Here is a 17,877-nt window from a genome sequence, read left to right as displayed (position 1 = left end):
ATCCGTTTGGATTATAATGAAAATATGGTTGTTATCGTTTTTTTGGGGAGAAGGTGAAATATTTCCCGCAGCTAAGCAAGCGTTCCATCAATTGATTCAGCAGGTTAAGGAATACGTTGAGCTTCATTAATACCGAAGACATTATGTTCTCTAATGCCCAAAAAATTAGGTTTTCCGATATCGCGAAGCAATTGTTCGTCAGCCGCAATTATTTGAGCCAGCTGTTTAAGAAGGTGACCGGGGAAACGTTTGTCCTCCTATTTGAACAAATTTCGCATTCAGAAGGCGAAGGGTCTGCTGGCAACGGGCCAATGTTGTCAGGATCAGAGTCGCTTGACCAAAGTATCGTCACAGGAATGATCAAGCTTCTTTTATGCGTGGCGACCCGTTCCGGACTTAGAATCCATCCGAATGGATAACGGACGGACTGAGTGAGACTGTCGATTCATTGTGCATCCCCAACGTTAGGAGGCTTACTCTCTAACGGACCTGCGCGCAGCAATGTAAACCAAATCTGCGGTTTACTTAATGGGGCGGACACCAGCGCTGTTATTCGGCCTATCATCGGGGTTTCCCCGACTTTTTTGAGCAAATAAAGACGCTCCCGTCCGTTAAAAATGATAACTTCGATTTTTTTGACAAATAAAGGCGCTCCTGACCGTTGGAGCGTGCAACTTGCATGCATAAGGCCAACGTATTTCAGCGAAGTGTTTCGCGGCGTAATCGGAAGCCGCCCTTCCGATTATTTCAAGAAAGAGGAGGAGATGTTTTGATGAATATCATTTACATGCACTCTCACGATACGGGAAGGTACATCGAACCGTACGGACATGCGGTTCCTACTCCGAATGTTATGGCTTTTGCCCGGGAAGGCGTTTTGTTCCGGCACGCCTACTGTGCAGGACCGACTTGTTCGCCCAGCCGTTCTGCTCTGCTGACCGGCATGGTTCCCCACTCCAACGGCATGATAGGGTTGGCGCATCGCGGGTTCTCCCTTAACAACTACGATCAGCACGTCGTGCGCCAACTGAAAGGCCTCGGGTACGAAACCGTGTTATGCGGTGTTCAGCATGAAGCCGCTGACGCCTCGTCGATCGGCTATAGGCACATTTTGGCGAAATCGGCGGGCAGCGATAAGGACGATTTGCATAACGCGGCGCTGGCGGCCGAATATATTCAAGCGAGCGGCAAAAAGCAGCCTTTTTTTCTATCGTTTGGCATGTTTAATACACATCGGGATTTCCCTGAGCTGGACGGGACGATTAACCCCGATTATGTGATTCCGCCGTTTCCGCTCGCGGATACCGCAGAAAATCGCAAGGATACAGCCGCTTATATGATGTCGGCGCGAACCATGGATGCTTGCGTTGGGATTGTGCTTGAAGCCGTGCGGTCGTCCGGTCTGGAAGACGATACGCTGATCATCTATACAACGGATCATGGGCCTGCTTTTCCGAGGATGAAGTGCAATCTGTATGATACCGGCATTGGCGTTTCGCTGATTATGAAACATCCTTCTTTCAGCAACGGGAGGGCGGTCGATGGTCTTGTTTCCCATATAGACCTGCTCCCTACCATTTATGATATGATAGGAGTCGAAGCGCCGGGACATACCCAAGGGGTATCCCTGCTGCCGCTGCTGCAAAACAAGACGGACTCCGTCCGGTCCGAGGTGTTCGCCGAGGTCACTTACCATGCCGCCTATGAACCGATGCGCTGTGTTCGAACGGACCGCTACAAGTATATCCGCAGATTTGGCGACAGGTTCCGTCCGACGCTCGCCAATATCGACGACGGCGGTTCCAAGTCGTTTATGCTTCAGCATGGCCTGCAGGATGAAGCATACTGTGAGGAAATGCTGTTTGATCTTGCTTTGGATCCTGTCGAGCGCGTCAACTTGGCGAAGGATGAGAAATATTCGCATGTCTATGAAACGATGAGCTTGCGGTTAAAAGAATGGATGGAAGAGACCGGCGACCCGCTGCTGAACGGCCCCGTACCCTTTCCGCCAGGAGCCCGGATCAATTTGCCGGAAAGCTTGAGCCCCCGCGAGTCTACGTTTTTGTAAAAAGAAGGAGCTGATCATCATGCAGGAAGTCATTCGACAAGAGCTGAAGAAAATTATCAATCAATTGATGAATTTAAAAAGGCCGGACAATGAAAGCGAATTCAAGGCGTTGGCCGAAGAGGGCAAGGTGCTCGGTTATTATCCGCGGGATTTTGGCATGGAGGAATGGGACTGGCCGCAAGGTATCGGGTTGTACGGACTGAATAAACTTACGAACCAAGAGGGCTTTGGCGATTTCCGCGAATATTTCGCGAATTGGGCTGAAGAGCAGATCGCCCGCGGCCTTCCTTTGCATAATGTAAACACAACCGCGCCGCTGCTTACTTTGATGGATTTACCGCAAATCGAGAAGCTCGCCTTGGAATGGATGCAATGGGTGGAGAAAGACTGCCCGCGGACGAAAGAAAACGGCATTCAGCACGTGACTTCCGGCGATACCTCAAAATCGACGGTCAATCTGCACGATCAGGAGATTTGGATCGATACTTTATTTATGGTTGTCCTGTTTACCGCCAAGATGGGCCAAAAGTACAATAATCCGGCGTGGATCGCGGAGGCCGATCATCAATTCGCCGTTCATATTGAATATATTTTTCACCGCGAGAGCGGTTTGTTTTATCACGGTTATGATTTCAAAAATGCAAACAACTTCAGCGAAGCCCACTGGTGCCGCGGTAACAGCTGGTACACGCTGGCCGCTCCCGAATATCTCGACATCGTCCGGGATGCGATACCGGCGGAGTCCCGCCGTCTGATCGGCGATACTTATAAAACGCAGGTTGACCGGCTGGTGCAGCTGCAGAGCGCTGACGGGTTATGGCATACGCTGCTGGATGACAGCGACAGTTACACCGAGGTTTCCGGCTCGGCTGCGATTGCCGCCGGTATGCTCAAGGGCATCCGCATGGGTCTGCTCGATTCCAGCTATATGGAGCCCTGCCGTAAAGCGGTTGCCGCCGTATTACGGAACATTTCCGAAGACGGCACGGTGCTGAATGTTTCCGCAGGAACGCCGATCGGCAAGGAAAAAGAAGACTACAAAAAAATCGCGATCGCGCCGACCGCTTATGGACAAGCTCTTACGATCGTTTTGCTTGCGGAAGCGCTTTTTCACGAAGGGTTGTAAACGTTAGCGGGGCGGCCAGTCGTTCGAGGAAGGGGATGTGACGCCGGATGATATGCGTTCGGAGCGCGGTTGAATGTGATGTGCGAAATGAAGACATGAATGTGGGGTGGCTTACTCCCAACGCTCATTTCGGGCAACGTGCAAAAGCAACCTCAAGGATCTAAAAACGTCGGGCGAGCATGAAATAGGCCTCCTATTGTTAGACACCATCTAAACAATAGGAGGCCTTTCATTTATTTCTTGACGTTTTTTCTACGCCTTCTGTGACCGGTGTCTGAGCTTACTCTGGCTGCCGCTCCGCATTCACCTGCGCATACAACTGCGTCCACAGGCCAAGCCCCATCTGCGAGATGACCCGGTAGCCGCTGCGCTGCAGCTCCATGCCTCCGGCATTATGCTGAGCGACGCCGCTCATCAGCCCGTCCGGCGTCAAATATACGGAGAGTGCTTGCAGATTGTCCCGTGCCAGCTCCATATAAGAGGCGGGCAGCAGCCCGCGTCTGGCCGCCAGCGCCAGCGCCGCGGAGATGCCTGCCGAGCCGGATGTATCGATACCCGTGGAAGCGTCGTCCAAAAAGCACGACCACAACCCGCCCGGCTGTCTCCAATCGGCAGCGACCTGAGCGATACGGGCGATCTCCGCCTGCAGCTCGCCCATTCCTGCAAGCTGGGCGAACGGCGAATCGAGCAGCTCGCTGCACGTCTTCACAAGGCCGAGGCAATACCACGCGAATGCCCGGGCCCAGCTGCGGAACGTATGCTCCTGCGAACGCATCATATAACGCAGGTAGACGTGGCGGTCCCGCGCCAGACAGTCCCGGCGCAGCAGCACCTGCGCGATCGCCTGCTCGGCCAAGTCTTTGCGCCCGCGGCGTTTGGCGATTACGGCCAGCGGATAAGCGACGGTGTAAGAGCCTTCCGCGGACACCATGTCATCGTCCACAACGGCTTTGCCGTCTTTCATCCCCTTGGCCTTGAAAAAAGCTACCGCCTTGTCGATGACAGGATGCTCGGGGCGATACTGCGCAATGACGGCGACTGGTAACGTCGCTTCAATCGTCGTAAACGTACCGTCGGCTTTCTGTCCGTGCAAATCCTCGTACAGCAGATCGCCGCGGTCGTTAAAAAATTGGCGAAAATGCAGATCAAGCGCCGGGTCGACACGGCTATCGCCGAGCAGCGCCCGCAAGCTGTGCAGCCCGTCCAGCACGCAGCCCTCCATCCAGCCAAAAGGCTGCAGCGAGGACAGCGACAGCATCGTGTGCATGGCTTCCTCCACATGCGACTCGGGTTCGCCGATCAGCAGATGCGGGGCGAACAGCACCCGTTCCTCCACGCCATCCAGCGTATCGAACACCCATAAGGGCTGGCTGCCGCCGCGCAATGTGAGGCACAAGCCTTCGCTGAGCACAGCGGCCGTCTGCTCCGCGGTAAGAGCCAGCTCGAACGGTTGAAATACGTAGGCATAACGGATATCGATCGCGCCGATCGTCACGTTAGATTGGCGCAGCGTGACCTCTACTTGCTGCGCGTCCCGGTAATCCAGCGCCACCGTAATCCGCAGGCGGCTGCCCCGGCTGATCCCATCGACACCTTGTCCGTCTCCCTGTGAAAGGTCCAACGGCGAGTTTGGGTTGGAAACCTCCGCAGGGCTCCCTTCCATGGTAGCACGTTTCGGCTCCAGCGGGCCGCCCCCGTCCGGGCACCGCCATTCCAGCTCCATCCGGCCGTTCCCTTCGCCGACTTGTACGGCGCTCCAGCCTCTGGCAATACTTTTGCCCTCGGGCAGCTGCGCCTCCGATGAAATCACTCTGCTGGCGGGCAAATAGCTGATCTGTCTCATCTTATCGCTCCCTATTTATATTGTTCGCGATACTGGCTTGGCGTGATTTGCACGGTTTTCTTAAAGTTGCGGTTGAAGTTGGAAGCGGTGCTGTATTGAAGCTTTTCGGCGATGTCCGCAATTTTCATATCCGTTTCCGCAAGCCAGCGCTTCGCAATTTCGATTCGATAATTCGACAAGTACTCGGAGAAATTCACTCCCGTGTCTTTCTTAAATACCCGGCTGATATAACTCGGATGGTAATGAAGACGCGCGGCAAACATTTCAACGCTCAAATCCTGATCGTAATGCTGCTCGACCTCGGCAATCATCAGCTTGGATATGTTGACGTCCTGCTTGCGCTGGCGCTCTTCGGTCCAGATGAGCAGGGGTTCGATAATCTGCTTCCAGAACCAGGCCTCGACCTGCTCGGACGTATGCATGCGCACCAGCAGATCCGAAGAAAAAATCTCCTTATCGAATACTTCCTGTACCGACGCGCCTGCATCCTGAACAAGCCCGGTCAAGTTGTGAAACAGCCGTCCGATAATATGCTGGTAGTCGTAGTGGTGAACGAGCTTTTCAAAAAAATGGGCGATAATCGCATGCAATCTTTCCTTCGCGAGATCCTGATTCGACTGCTTGATCGCCTCCATAATTTGAAATTCCAGCTCCTTGGGATAACGAAACGTATGCTCCGAACCGGGCTCCACCTCGTCGATAAACAAAATCGATTCCGAGCCCAGTCTTACCCGGTAAGCCAACGCGTCCAAGCTCTCCTGGTAAGCCAGCGGCGCGTAGATAAAGCTGGTATATTGTCTGCTGATGCCGATGCTGATTTTTAAATTCAAGTATTGTTTGACGGTACTGCGGATTTCTTCGGTTTTATTAAACACCTGCACCTTAAACGGCGTTTCCTCGTCCAGTCCGCCGCCAAGAATCAGGACAAGTCCCTGGCTTAAAATGACCGGGCTTAACCGCATCGGCTGGGGCACAAGCTCCTCGATGATATTGTGGATGGCGTACAACATCAGGTCCAAGTCTTTATCGGTATAACGGGTGTTCTCCAGCGTATCGATCTGCACCGCCAGCACGCACCACTGGTCCCAGCCCGCCGGAAATTCGTGTTGTTCCAGCTGCTCTTCGACCGAATCCAGCTTCATATCTCCAAGCAGCAGCTTTAATACGAAAAATTCGCGCGTCTGATTGTGCAGCAGCCCGATTTCATCTTTGAGCCTTGTGCTGGAGCGCGTCAGCTCGGTCAAATGCTCGCCGATATAATTCAGCTCGTTGTTCTGCATTTGCCTGCGATCCGGCTGGATCGAACGGTAAATTTGATGAATGGGCGAGTAGAGCCGATGCGAAACGATGACCGATGTTGTAATGACAAGAACAATCAGGATAGCCGCAAAAAGAATTGTATACAGCTTGATGCCGTCCGATTTGCTCATCAAATGCTCTAAAGGCGTGATTGAAACGTACGTCCAATTGTTGTACAAGGCATGATTGTAATTGACGACATATTTCTGATTGTGCTGGTCGAATACAAAAAAACCTTCCTGCTCTTCGCTGCCGGCAATTTGCTGATAGTAGCTTTCGCCCTGCATGCTGCCGCCGATGTCCTCGCTATTGGAGCTGGCCAGCACTGCGCCCGTATCGTCAAGGATAAACGTGTGGCCTTCGTCGGCATCGCCGGTCAGACGTTTGCCGATTTCCGGCATCGGCACATTCACGGTGATGATGCCGTCCGGGTTGGTGGAGTTCAAGGGAATATGCTTAATGAGCTTAAGCACATAACCGGCCTTGTCGTCCTGAATCAGCTTCCAATAAGAACGGCGGGAGTCGTCCCGGTACGACTGCAGCATGGACTGCAGCTTGTACAAGTAAGCGTCGTGGGCTTCGATGAGAGGGCGGCCGTTCATCGGGTAGATCGCGCCGCCTTCGACAACCCAATTTTGCCGGTAACTCATCATGTTGACGTCTTGAATCCCCAGCTCGAACACCTGAATCTGCACAAGCTCATAGATCAGCTTCTCGAACACGTTCTGGTATTCATAATCAAAAGGAAACCCAAGCACCGTCTGCATCGAGATCGTGTTGGTCGTGACAGGCCCGCTGATGGTCCGGGTCGTCAGCGTGTCGATCGTTTTCAGCAAATATTCTACTTTTTCCTTGTTCTGCTTTAGGATCAGGCGTTTGCTGGACGTAACCTCTTCCTGCAAGATGGAGGACGACTTGTGAAAAGACAGGTAACCTAGCAGGATAACGGGAAATATCCCGATCACGCAGCTGAGCAGCACTAATTTTTTGAAAAAGCTCGATGTCCGCAATCTTTTCATGTTGTCCTCCGCTTACGCCATATTGCTGTTGTATCTTTATCATATCACACAAGCTCATGGAAGGAAGATGAGGGATTGCACCTTTTGAAGGTACAATCCCGCCATGAATTTACTTGCTTTTTTTGTACAGATCGGCCAGTTCCTTGGCCACTTGATCGCCGCCGACTTTTTTCCATTGGGCGACTGCGGCGTCAAAGCCGGCATCGTCGATTTTACCCATAATGTACTGAGCGCGCGCGTCGGTCAAAATGGTTTTGAGCTGCTCGTTTTTCTCGGTTTGCGTAGGAGAAATCAGAGCGCTGGACGGGTCCGGGATGCTGATGGCGGCATATTCGGTCATCCGGCTTTTCAGCAGTGTGTCGGTATCGGTTGTTCCCGTCGGATACACGATCGCATCGGTAGTGACCAGATTTTTGAGATCGTCCAGATTGAACTGCTCGGCTGCCGGTTTCTTATCGTTTTCCTGCGCGACTTTGACGAACTCCGCTTTAGCCTCATCGCTATTGACCGCGTTGAAATAACGCAGTACCTGGCGCAGATCTTTCTCCGTTTTGACGCTTGTTTTCGAGATCAGCGCGCCGCCATAATGGCCGGAAGCCGCGTATGCTTTGCCGTTGATCGGCGGGCTGACGGTCATTTTATAGAAGTTTTTCGTGTCTTGCATTTGGAAGTAATAGAACGGCACGACCGCGTCGATCGCTTCGATGCTTGCGCCGACTTTGTTGTTGTACAGATCTTTTCTCGCTTCGTTGCGGACGACAATAGCGAAGTTTTTGTTGATCAAATCTTCATTGTACAGCTTGCGGACGAAACGCAGCCCTTCGCGGTATTCTTTGGTTTCTACGTCTTTGACAAAGTTGCCGCTGTCATCGACCTTCCAGTTGTTCGGCGCGCCGAACCAGGCGAATATTTCCGTCGGGATGCTGTTTTCGTAAATCATCATGCCATACGTGTCGTTGACGCCGTTTTTGTCCGGGTCTTTCTCTTTAAACGCTTTCAGCATGTTGTAGAACTCGTCGACCGTTTTGGGTTCGGACAAGCCGACGTTGTCCAGCCAGTCCTTGCGGATAATGGTCGCCAGCCGCACGAGCGGACGGGGGCGCGGAATCACGTAATATTTGCCGTCGACGGAAAGGTTTTTCATAATTTGCGGATCGTATTTTTTCAAGTTCGGGAACTCGTTTAAATAAGGGGTAAGGTCCCAGAACATCCCTGCGCGGATGCCGTTAACGATCGAGGTGACAAAAGGGTTCTCGACCATGATCGCCTGCGGCATGTCGCCCGATGTCATCGTAACGTTCAACTTCTCGCTGTACACGTTAAACGGCACGTAGGTGATGTTCAGCTTGGCGTTAGCGATGCGCTCCGTTTCCTTGACGATCGGTCCGTCCGCCTTGGGCGCGGTGTTGGACAAGTACACGTTCAGCATCGACACGGTTGCCGGTCCGGCCGGCTCCGCCGCGCCTTGCTTGCTGCCGGAGTTTGAGCCCGCAGCGGCGTTCCCGCCGGTGCCCGAGGCCGAGCTTGCGCCGGGATTGGTACCAGAGGTTTGGCAAGCAGACAGTATGGCGGATACAGCCAGAACCGAGCTGAACAGCAGACCCCATGATTTGTACATTTTTTGCTTTTTCATTAAACATCCTCCCCTTTTGAAGTTCATTGGTTTATGTTGAAAGCCATTACAACCACATGTAAATATCGTCCGACTGCAGCTCCAGATCGGCTTTTTCCAAGTTCTCCTGGGCGCCCGTCTCAACGCTGATTTTGCCTTGGCGCAGTTTAGTGGCCGGATCGACGAGATGCTCGCCGGTCAGCAGGTCGAATTCCCAGCCGTGCCACGGGCATCTGACGATTTCGTTGTCGCGTCCAAGCTTATATTCATATACGCCCGAAGGCAGCCGTGTGCCGGTGATGACACCTTTGCACACGGGGGCTCCGAAGTGGGGACAAGCGTTACGCCAGGCGTAATATTCGCCTTTGACGTTGTAGATGCCGTATTCGGCGTTTTTGACGGTCACGATTTTACAGGTGCCTTCGGCAATCTCCGCTTTTTTGGCGACCCAATATTTCTCCATGGATGTGTTCCTCCTAACCCGGTTAGCCCTTTACGGAGCCGACCAACGCGCCTTTGGCGAAATATTTTTGCAGGAACGGATAAACCAGCAGAATCGGCACGGTAGCCACTGTAATGACGGCCATCTTCACCGTATCGGGCGGAATCGACGATTCGCCTTCGACAGAACCCTGTTCGACGAACCCGGCTTGGGACACCATAACAATCTGCCTCAGCAGCACCTGAATCGGCCACTTCTCCGTATCGTTGATGTAAAGAATCGCATGCATGTACGTATTCCATTGAAAAACGGCGTAAAACAGCGTCAAAGTGGAAATCGCCGGCAGCGAAAGCGGAATCATAATTTGGAACAAGAGGCGCAAATCGCCGCAGCCGTCCATTTTGGCCGATTCCTCCAGCTCCTCGGGAATGTTCCGGAAAAAGTTAATCATGATAATTAAATAAAAAGCGATGATGGCCCGCGGAATAATTAACGACCAGTAGGAATTGAGCAGCCCGAGCATTTTTACAACCAAATATTCGGGAATCATGCCCCCCTGGAAAATCATCGTAAACACAACAAGGAACATGATCGTGCGCCGGAAGTGAAAGCGCCGCCGGGACAGCGGGTAAGCGAACAGAATCGTAAACAGCAGGCAGACAAGCGTGCCGACCACCGTGATGAATACGGTGATGCCTAAGCTTTTGGGCAGCGCGTTGGTGGTGAAAATATAATCGTACGCCTTCATCGAGAATTCGGTCGGGATCAGCAGAAAGTTTTTCGAATTGTATTCCGCAACCGACGCGAAGGAGCTCGAGATGACGTGAATAAACGGAATGATCGTAATGAGCGCAAATAGGATGAGCAGGATGGCGTTAACGCCATCAAACACATATTTCCCCAAACTTCGTTCCCGCATTAGTACAAGCCCTCCTCGCCGAATTTTTTGACCAGCCAGTTGGCGAATACGACGAGTATCAGGCCGACGACCCCTTTGAACAGCCCGACGGACGTTGCGTAGCTGAGCTGTCCATTAATTAACCCGACCCGGTACACGTAGGTATCGAATACCTCGCCGACATCGCGGTTCAGAGCGTTAACGAGGTTAAATACATGGTCAAAGCTCGTTTCCAAAATATCGCTTAACTTCAGCAGCAGCAGGACCACGATCGTGCTGCGGATGCCCGGCAGCGTGATATGCCATATTTGCCGGAAACGTCCGGCGCCGTCCATTTTCGCCGCTTCGTACAGCTCCGGACTGATGGCCGCCAGCGCCGCCAAATAGATGACCGTGCCCCAGCCGCTATCCCGCCATACCACCTGTAATATATACATCGGACGGAACAGGCTTGGCTCCATCATGATGGAGAAGCTTTTGAACCCAAGCGATTCGAGAATGGATTGAAACAAGCTTTGCTGCGATTCGAAAATGACGTAAAACATCGAAACGACGACCACCCAGGACATAAAATGGGGGATATACACCAGCGTCTGGATGGAGCGCTTAAACCACTCGCGGCGCAGCTCGTTGAGCATTAAGGCCAAAATGATCGGTGCGGGAAACGCAAACACCAATTGATACACGGACAACATCAGCGTATTGCGCAGCAGCATGAAGAAATCGGGATCGCTGAACAAACGGTGAAAATGCTTCAGTCCGACCCACGGGCTGCCGAAAAATCCCGAAAACGGAAAGAAATCCTGAAAGGCGATAATGACGCCGCTCATCGGCAAATATTTAAACAACAGAAAGAAGAGAATGCCTGGTATGGCCATAATATACAGCCAATAGTCGCGCCGGATATCTTTCAGTATGGTTGATCTGGTAGGGTTCATTTGTCCGCCTCCTTACCGTGTATCCGGCTTCGGCAGCAGGCCGTACAAAGCGGCGGCGTTTCCGCCCTGAACCTTGACGCGGATGTCCTTGGGGAATCCGGTTAACGCCAGCTTCGGATGATCGAAGTCCCAATGCGGATAATCGCTGGAATACATGATGCGGTCTTCGGCCCCGCACATTTGAATCAGCTGTACGAGATGCTCGGGTACGCTTGGTTCTTCGATCGGCTGCGTTGTCAAATAAATATGCTCGCGGATATACTCCGAAGGCAGCTTCTTCAGCCATGGCGTCGTGTCCCGCAGCGCCTTATAGTTCTTGTCCATCCGCCACATCAGGTGGGGCAGCCAGGCGATACCGCCTTCGATAGCCACGACCTTCAGGCCGGGGTATTTCTCGAATACGCCTTCGCATACCAGGCTGTTGACATGTGCCATATAATTCGTCGGCAAAATATTATGCCACTCCATGTACCGCGACGGATACCCGGACGGAGTAGGCGGGCCTGCAAGGCCGCGGCCCTCTGTGCCCGGATGGATGGCGACCGGCAGACCGGCTTTTTCCGCAGCCTCGTAGATCGGATGGTAGGAGCGATGCCCGTACAGCCGTGTCGCGCCGCTGCACATCACCACCTCGACGATATCGGGGTGCCCGCCGACACGGGCAATTTCCTTCGCAGCATACTGCGGATCGGCATGGCTGATCACCATGGCGCCCTTGAATCGGGGATCTGCCGACAGCCAGTGGTCGATCAAATAATCATTATAAGCCGATATGACCGCGTTGCCATAGTCGATGTCGGGATTCAGCGACATTTCCAGCACGTTTTGCCCGGTTAATATAATGTAATCAAAGCCGTACCGCTCAATATGATCCTTCACCATAAATGCCGGGTCGCTCCCGGAAATGCCGCCTTGATCGGGAACGGCGTCCTTGCGGAGCACGCCGACCGGCGTAAAGAAAGGCTGTCCGACTCCGGTTCCTCCTCCGATCCACTGCTGATGCCAAGGCTTATCCAAATAAGGCAGCAGATCACGCGGGTTTTTAATTCCGTTATGCACGTCGGTATCAATCAGCGGCGCTCTGCGGCTAGAAGTTACGTCCTGGTTCTCCAATTGCTCACACCTCTTTTTTCGTGATGATGGTTGCCTCGCTATTTATCTTACTTGGCGTCCCGTTTACCGCATATAATCAATTCGTGACAGCTTAAAACCCCGGATTCCGCGGGGAAAACAGGCGCCTGTATAATCTTTGGATGCACTTGAAAAATCATTTTGTGACTGCAAAAGCGAGTCGAATGCGAGCTGCTGAATTGCGCCCAAACAAAGGGGGGTGATTGGCAGACCGCCGTGATACAACGAAACAACACATGTTTAGGGCTGCGCGGAAGACAGCGATAAGCGTGTTGATTTTACAATAGGATAATCCTCGTCTCATCTGTCGCTAACAATCAGGGGATATGATCGTAAGGAAAAGATTGCATACTGGTTTGTTTAAAAAGGGAGGATCATGTCGTGCACCATCTATTTCTTAAGCGATCGTCAAGAATGTGGGTCACTTACGTCGCGCTGTTGTCTCTTGTTTGCAGCTCCATGGCAGGCTTGTTAGGCTTAGCCCAAGGAACGGCTCATGCAACGGAAACATTTACAAAAACGGCCGATCACGTCGTCATCAGCAAGTTCAATCCGGCGGGCAACCGTCCGAGCTTCAGCTCCGGGACAACGGTAAAGAACAATAATTTGTATAAATACGATTTCATCGAGCTGTACAATCCGTCCGGAGCGGCGGTTGATTTGGCAGGCTGGAAACTTCAGTACGCAACCAAAAGTTCGGGCACGTGGCAAACTTCCGTCACGACCAATATTTATGGAACGATCCAGCCTCACGGTTACTTTCTGATTCAGGAAGATTTTGACCGCAATCCGAGCGGAGCCGAAGCCTTGGACCAACCGAAGTACGGTGCGGATTTGCCGACACCGGATATTACCGCATCCAGTGCCACCGGTATATTCAAAATGGACAAGGATACCGGAAAAATCGAGCTTGTGGGCGGCGATGCGTCGATTAAAGATGCTGTCGTTTATGGGGATTCAGACGCGAATTCCGCACCTGCGATGAAAATTTACAATTATTACGTCCGCAAGGCGGTAAGCCCTGCCAATCCATCAGGTTCTCCGCTTTCGACAAGCAGCGCGGACGGCACGCCAAATGCGAATGAAAATAGCTACGGCAACGGATATAACTCCGGCGTTAATGTTACTGATTTTGAAGTTGGCGGCAGTACGTCCATATCGAATACATACAAGTCCAATCCCGCTAATGTACGTAACTCGCAGAGCGCCCGCAATCCGCAAAAAATTTACGCCCTGGCGGACTCTCTTCGCAATAGCGTAACGATGGCTACATACACCACCGTCGATTCATCGAAAAATACGGTTGCGCTGCAGCTTCCCTTTTTGACGCAGCTAAGCAGCTCTTTTAACGAAAGCAGCGTAGTTGTTTCCAACCTGCCGCAAGGGCTGACGTATACCGTTGTTCTCGATGCAGCGGGCCACAAGCTGGAAGTTCGCATCGCAGGCACTGCCGTCAACGCTGTAACGGCCAATCAGACCTTTACGGTGCAAGTGAAAGCCGCGGGCGTAACTTCGGGAGAGCAGACCGATTCCGATCCCGTGAGTTTTACAGTTGCGGTCCCTTTGCCCAAAGTGAATGCCGCCCTGGTGTCCGGCAGTGTAAAAATGTCCACGGCGATGACGGTTGATCCGAACCAATCGTCATTTACGGTGTCGGTACTCAATGTGAGCGGCGTGTCGCTCAAGGATACGCTGGACCCTTCATCTTACGCCCTGACGCCGGCGCTGCCGCAAGGTCTTTCCTTGTCGGCAACCGTGAACGACGCAAAAAATCAGATTACATTCCGCATTTCCGGCACTTCATCCATTCCGGTTACCAAAGATCAAACGTATTCGCTCGTTTTGCACAATTCCGTGTTAACCAATACGACCGTAGACAGCCAGACGATCCAGGATTCCGATCCGGTCGGCGGCATTACGATTCAGAAGATGAATACCGTGTCGGACCTCACGAGAAAAAACTTTTTGGCGAACAGCATTAAGGCCAGCAATGCTTTCTTCTCCGATCCGGCGATGAAAGCCGACAAGTATGTTACGCAGGCAGCCGGCAGCTTCGATTTCTTCCGGGGCACGCCTGACGTGTTCTTTAAAGACTTAAACACAAGCGTTTTTCCGGTTCCGGATGCATGGAAGCAGATGGACTTGAAAACGACCGTTCAAGGCGACGCCCACCTGCAAAACGTCGGGACGTTCGAAAATGCAAGCGGACAGGTGAAATTTGAGCTAAACGATTTCGACAGCTCGGCGCCGGCGCCATTTTATTGGGATTTGCTGCGTATGGTGCCAAGCCTTTTCCTGGAAAGAGATAACGGTACGGCAACCGAAAAAAGCTTGACCGATGCGGATATGGCCGATATTATCAACGGCTTCCTCGATGAATACCGCAGCATGCTGGCGGCGGTAAACGGCGACGGCAATCTGTTGAACAAAGAGCTGACGACAAGCAACGTCGACGGATTTACGAAAACGCTGGTCGATAAAATGGCTGCGGTCACCCTTGTCGATCAGTTGGACGGCGCGGTGCCGGTAGATACTCAGACACAAACGAGAAAATTTAAGACCAACTCCAAATACGTCGTATTGACTGCGGCGGAACGCCAGCTTTTTGAAGCCAATTGGAATTCGTATCTGGCGAGCATCGATAGCTTCGTTAGAAGTAAAAATCCCGGTTATTTCAACCTGAAAGATGTCGTTTACCGGGTCAATCAAGGTAATGCCAGCCGGGGTTCGACGCGCTTCAACGTATTGATTGAAGGAGACAGCACCGGGCAAAACGACGACGTTTTGCTGGATGTGAAAGAAGAATACTTGCCGACATTGTTCACTAACCCAGAAACGGATCGCAGTCAATATGACGCCGTTTATGGAACGGATCATGGCAAGCGGGTTATGGACAACTACAAGAAAATGACGGCCAACACGGAGAATTATGCTGGCTGGATGACAATGGGAGGCCGCAGTTTCCTGGTGCGCGCCATCGCTATCAGCAAAGGCGATTATACCGAGATCAAAACGGCTTTTGCCTCCAAAACGGATTTCGCCAATTATATGAAGTATGCGGCACAGTCATATGCACTGGCGCATGCCAGATCAGCTTCGGGATTCGCAGGGAAATTTGTAAACTCGATGGACGATAACAGCTGGGCGGCATTTAAGCAAAAGCTTCTGGATCTTTCGGCGGCTTATTATATGCAGTCCAAGTCGGATTACGCCTTGATGCAAGCGGAGATGGCGAGCGGTGCACTTCTTGATGTCACGCATTTGTCGGGACTGGAAGTGACTGCGGGCAGCGGCGCGGCGCAGTTGACGCCGGCGTTTGTTAAGCTGACGCCTTATGAGGGGTATTCCGCTAACGTTCCGGTTCGGAATTACTCGGCTAGCGTCACGAATGAGACTGCGGTATCGATCAAAGCGACGGCGGCGGACAGCAAAGCGAAGGTTACATTAAACGGCTCGACGGCGGACGGAGTGAATACACAAATGGTCGCGCTGCAAACAGGAGTAAATCCGATCCAGGTCACCGTCACGGCTCGGGACGGCTCGGTTATGACTTATACGATCTCCGTCATGAACATATCTTCAAGCGGCGGGGGCAGCTCGCCAGGCAGCAGCAACGCCGATCTGAGGTCGCTCGTATTGGCGGGCGGAAACATAAGCCCGGCATTTGCCTCGGGTACAACGGAATATACGTTAAAAGTACCGAATGGCGTAAGCAGCACGACGGTAACGTCTATCCGGGATGATGCCGCTAATGCAGCGGTAACGGCGAGCGTGTACAACGGCACGGGAGCTTTGGTGGCCGGTCCGCTTACGTTAAGCGATAACGCGGCTTCGGCGGCGCTTCCGTTAGATGTAGGTAGCAATACCATCAAGGTGGCAGTTGTAGCCCAGGACGGTACAACTAAGCTGTATACGGTCACCGTGGTTAGAGCCGAAGCGGTAACGGCTGGTTCCGGCACGCCGATTCCGGTGACGGATGCGCCTGTCAGCATTTCGGTACCGCAAGGCGTTACAAACGCCAAATTGGCGGTAACCACGACGACGGCAGGGGAAAACAAGCAAGCAACACTGCCGTTAGTTGATGTAGCTGCTTCCACCACATTAGGTAATGTGTCGGTCTCGATTCCGGAAGGAACGACCATTACAGCACCGGCCGGCTGGGACGGCACGATCAAACTGCCTGAGGTCAAAGACAATGCCAGCGTATCGGTCGGCGGCGGCAGCGTGAGCGCCGTTATCGAAGTTGGCTCGCCGGATGTCACCTTAACCTTTGATAAGGCGGTGCGGCTGCTCATTCCGGGCCAAGGCGGCAAATCGGCCGGGTTCGTAAAAAGCGGCGTATTTACGCCGCTTACGGGTACAATTACGGAAGATAGCCAAGCGGCGGCCGATCGGGAAATTGCCGCCGGCGGCGAAGCGGCGATTACGGTTGGCGGCGATCTGGTTATTTGGACCAAGCATTTTACGATGTTCGCCAGCTATACGAAGATTACTTATTACTCAAGCAGTAGCAGTAGCGGCGGGGGAGGCGGCCCTGTCAACTCCGGTACCATTTCCGGAACCAACGGAGGAACGCTGACATTAAATGGAGTGATCATTGAGGTGCCGGCGGGGGCAGCGGAAGGCAGCCTTCAGGTGACCGTGGATAAAGTTGCGGATACTTCGGTTCTTCCGGCAAACAGCGCCTTGCAGCTGATTGGCGACGTCTTTGAGATCAAAAAAGATAAAGACGGCGACTTCGGTAAATCGGTGATTGTTACGCTGCCATTCGACAAGAGCAAAGTAGACTTGAAAGCTTCAAATGTAGGTATTTATTGGCTAAACGAGCAAACCCGGTCCTGGGTGCAGCTGTCGGATTTGAAAGTCGACCAAGAGAACGGCAAAGTCTCCGGTTCCGTAAACCACTTTACGAAGTTTGCTGTTCTTGCCTCGAAAAAAGGTGAACCTACGCAGCAGCCTACCGGCAACGAAACGGCGTTTGCCGATCTCGGCGGGCATTGGGCTGAAGCCAGCGTGCGCGAACTGGTGAAGCTGGGAGCGATTAACGGATATCCGGACGGAAGCTTTAAGCCAGATACGAATATTACAAGAGCGGAATTTGTGGCTGTCATCGTCAAAGCTTTCCATTTAAATGCGCAAACCGGCAAAAGCTTTGGCGACACCGGATCACATTGGGCCAAAAGCGTGATTGAAACGGCTGCAGCATTGGGAGTTGTGTCCGGATATAACGACACTGTTTTCGGACCGGACGATTTCATCACCCGCGAGCAAATGGCGGCGATTGTCGTTCGCGCAGCGCAAATAACGCCGGTGGACAAAGAGCTGCGTTTCACCGACAGCGTTAATGTATCCGGCTGGGCGCGCGCTTCGCTTGCCGCGGCGATAGACAAAGGGCTGATGAACGGATATGAGAACGGCGCATTAAAGCCACAAGCGAACTCGACCCGCGCCGAAGCGGCTGCTATGATCCTAAGGGCGTTGCAGCAGAAGAAGTAATACTT

11 protein-coding genes are annotated in these 17,877 nt (G+C 52.7%); 4 read left to right on the top strand and 7 right to left on the bottom strand.

Annotated features, from left to right (window positions below; all coding sequences use genetic code 11):
- Window positions 1-143: 143 nt before the first annotated feature.
- The 3 genes from EYB31_RS41560 to EYB31_RS21190 all read left to right on the top strand — a co-directional run bounded on the left by EYB31_RS41560 (window position 144) and on the right by EYB31_RS21190 (window position 3,194).
- The gene (locus EYB31_RS41560; RefSeq protein ID WP_420819463.1) at window positions 144-419 is read left to right on the top strand and encodes an AraC family transcriptional regulator; all 276 of its coding nucleotides are present in this window, start codon (window positions 144-146) and stop codon (window positions 417-419) included.
- A gap of 353 nt (window positions 420-772) precedes the next feature.
- Entirely contained in the window at window positions 773-2,068 is a 1,296-nt protein-coding gene (locus EYB31_RS21195) for a sulfatase family protein (protein ID WP_131015408.1), read from the top strand.
- Window positions 2,069-2,087: 19 nt separating this feature from the next.
- Window positions 2,088-3,194 (top strand): glycoside hydrolase family 88/105 protein, encoded by a 1,107-nt coding sequence (locus EYB31_RS21190; protein WP_131015407.1) that lies wholly within the window; start codon window positions 2,088-2,090, stop codon window positions 3,192-3,194.
- A 280-nt stretch (window positions 3,195-3,474) separates the two neighbouring features.
- Here EYB31_RS21190 and EYB31_RS21185 read toward each other — a convergent pair whose 3' ends face one another.
- The 7 genes from EYB31_RS21185 to EYB31_RS21155 form a co-directional block, all read right to left on the bottom strand.
- Window positions 3,475-5,037, bottom strand: coding sequence for a glycoside hydrolase family 88 protein (locus EYB31_RS21185; protein WP_131015406.1), 1,563 nt, complete (start codon window positions 5,035-5,037; stop codon window positions 3,475-3,477).
- A gap of 11 nt (window positions 5,038-5,048) precedes the next feature.
- Window positions 5,049-7,355 (bottom strand): helix-turn-helix domain-containing protein, encoded by a 2,307-nt coding sequence (locus tag EYB31_RS21180; RefSeq protein ID WP_131015405.1) that lies wholly within the window; start codon window positions 7,353-7,355, stop codon window positions 5,049-5,051.
- 109 nt (window positions 7,356-7,464) lie between these two features.
- Window positions 7,465-8,988, bottom strand: coding sequence for a type 2 periplasmic-binding domain-containing protein (locus EYB31_RS21175; RefSeq protein ID WP_165452525.1), 1,524 nt, complete (start codon window positions 8,986-8,988; stop codon window positions 7,465-7,467).
- 46 nt (window positions 8,989-9,034) lie between these two features.
- Window positions 9,035-9,430 carry a Rieske (2Fe-2S) protein gene (locus tag EYB31_RS21170; RefSeq protein WP_131015403.1) on the bottom strand — a complete coding sequence of 132 codons (396 nt, stop codon included), beginning with the start codon at window positions 9,428-9,430 and terminating at the stop codon, window positions 9,035-9,037.
- Window positions 9,431-9,452: 22 nt separating this feature from the next.
- Window positions 9,453-10,328, bottom strand: coding sequence for a carbohydrate ABC transporter permease (locus EYB31_RS21165; RefSeq protein WP_131015402.1), 876 nt, complete (start codon window positions 10,326-10,328; stop codon window positions 9,453-9,455).
- A complete protein-coding gene (locus EYB31_RS21160; RefSeq protein WP_131015401.1) occupies window positions 10,328-11,245 on the bottom strand; it encodes an ABC transporter permease in 918 nt (305 codons plus the stop codon). Before EYB31_RS21160 ends, EYB31_RS21165 begins: the two co-directional genes overlap by 1 nt.
- A gap of 12 nt (window positions 11,246-11,257) precedes the next feature.
- A complete protein-coding gene (locus EYB31_RS21155) occupies window positions 11,258-12,358 on the bottom strand; it encodes an amidohydrolase family protein (protein WP_131015400.1) in 1,101 nt (366 codons plus the stop codon).
- A 399-nt stretch (window positions 12,359-12,757) separates the two neighbouring features.
- Here EYB31_RS21155 and EYB31_RS21150 point away from each other — a divergent pair, with 399 nt between their 5' ends.
- The gene (locus EYB31_RS21150) at window positions 12,758-17,872 is read left to right on the top strand and encodes a DUF2252 family protein (protein ID WP_131015399.1); all 5,115 of its coding nucleotides are present in this window, start codon (window positions 12,758-12,760) and stop codon (window positions 17,870-17,872) included.
- Window positions 17,873-17,877 lie beyond the last annotated feature (5 nt).

This window comes from Paenibacillus thalictri, from assembly GCF_004307995.1.
GTDB classification, from domain to species: domain Bacteria; phylum Bacillota; class Bacilli; order Paenibacillales; family NBRC-103111; genus Paenibacillus_AF; species Paenibacillus_AF thalictri.
The sequence above is the reverse complement of the archived record's forward strand: the minus strand, read 5'-3'. Positions and strand labels throughout refer to the sequence as shown.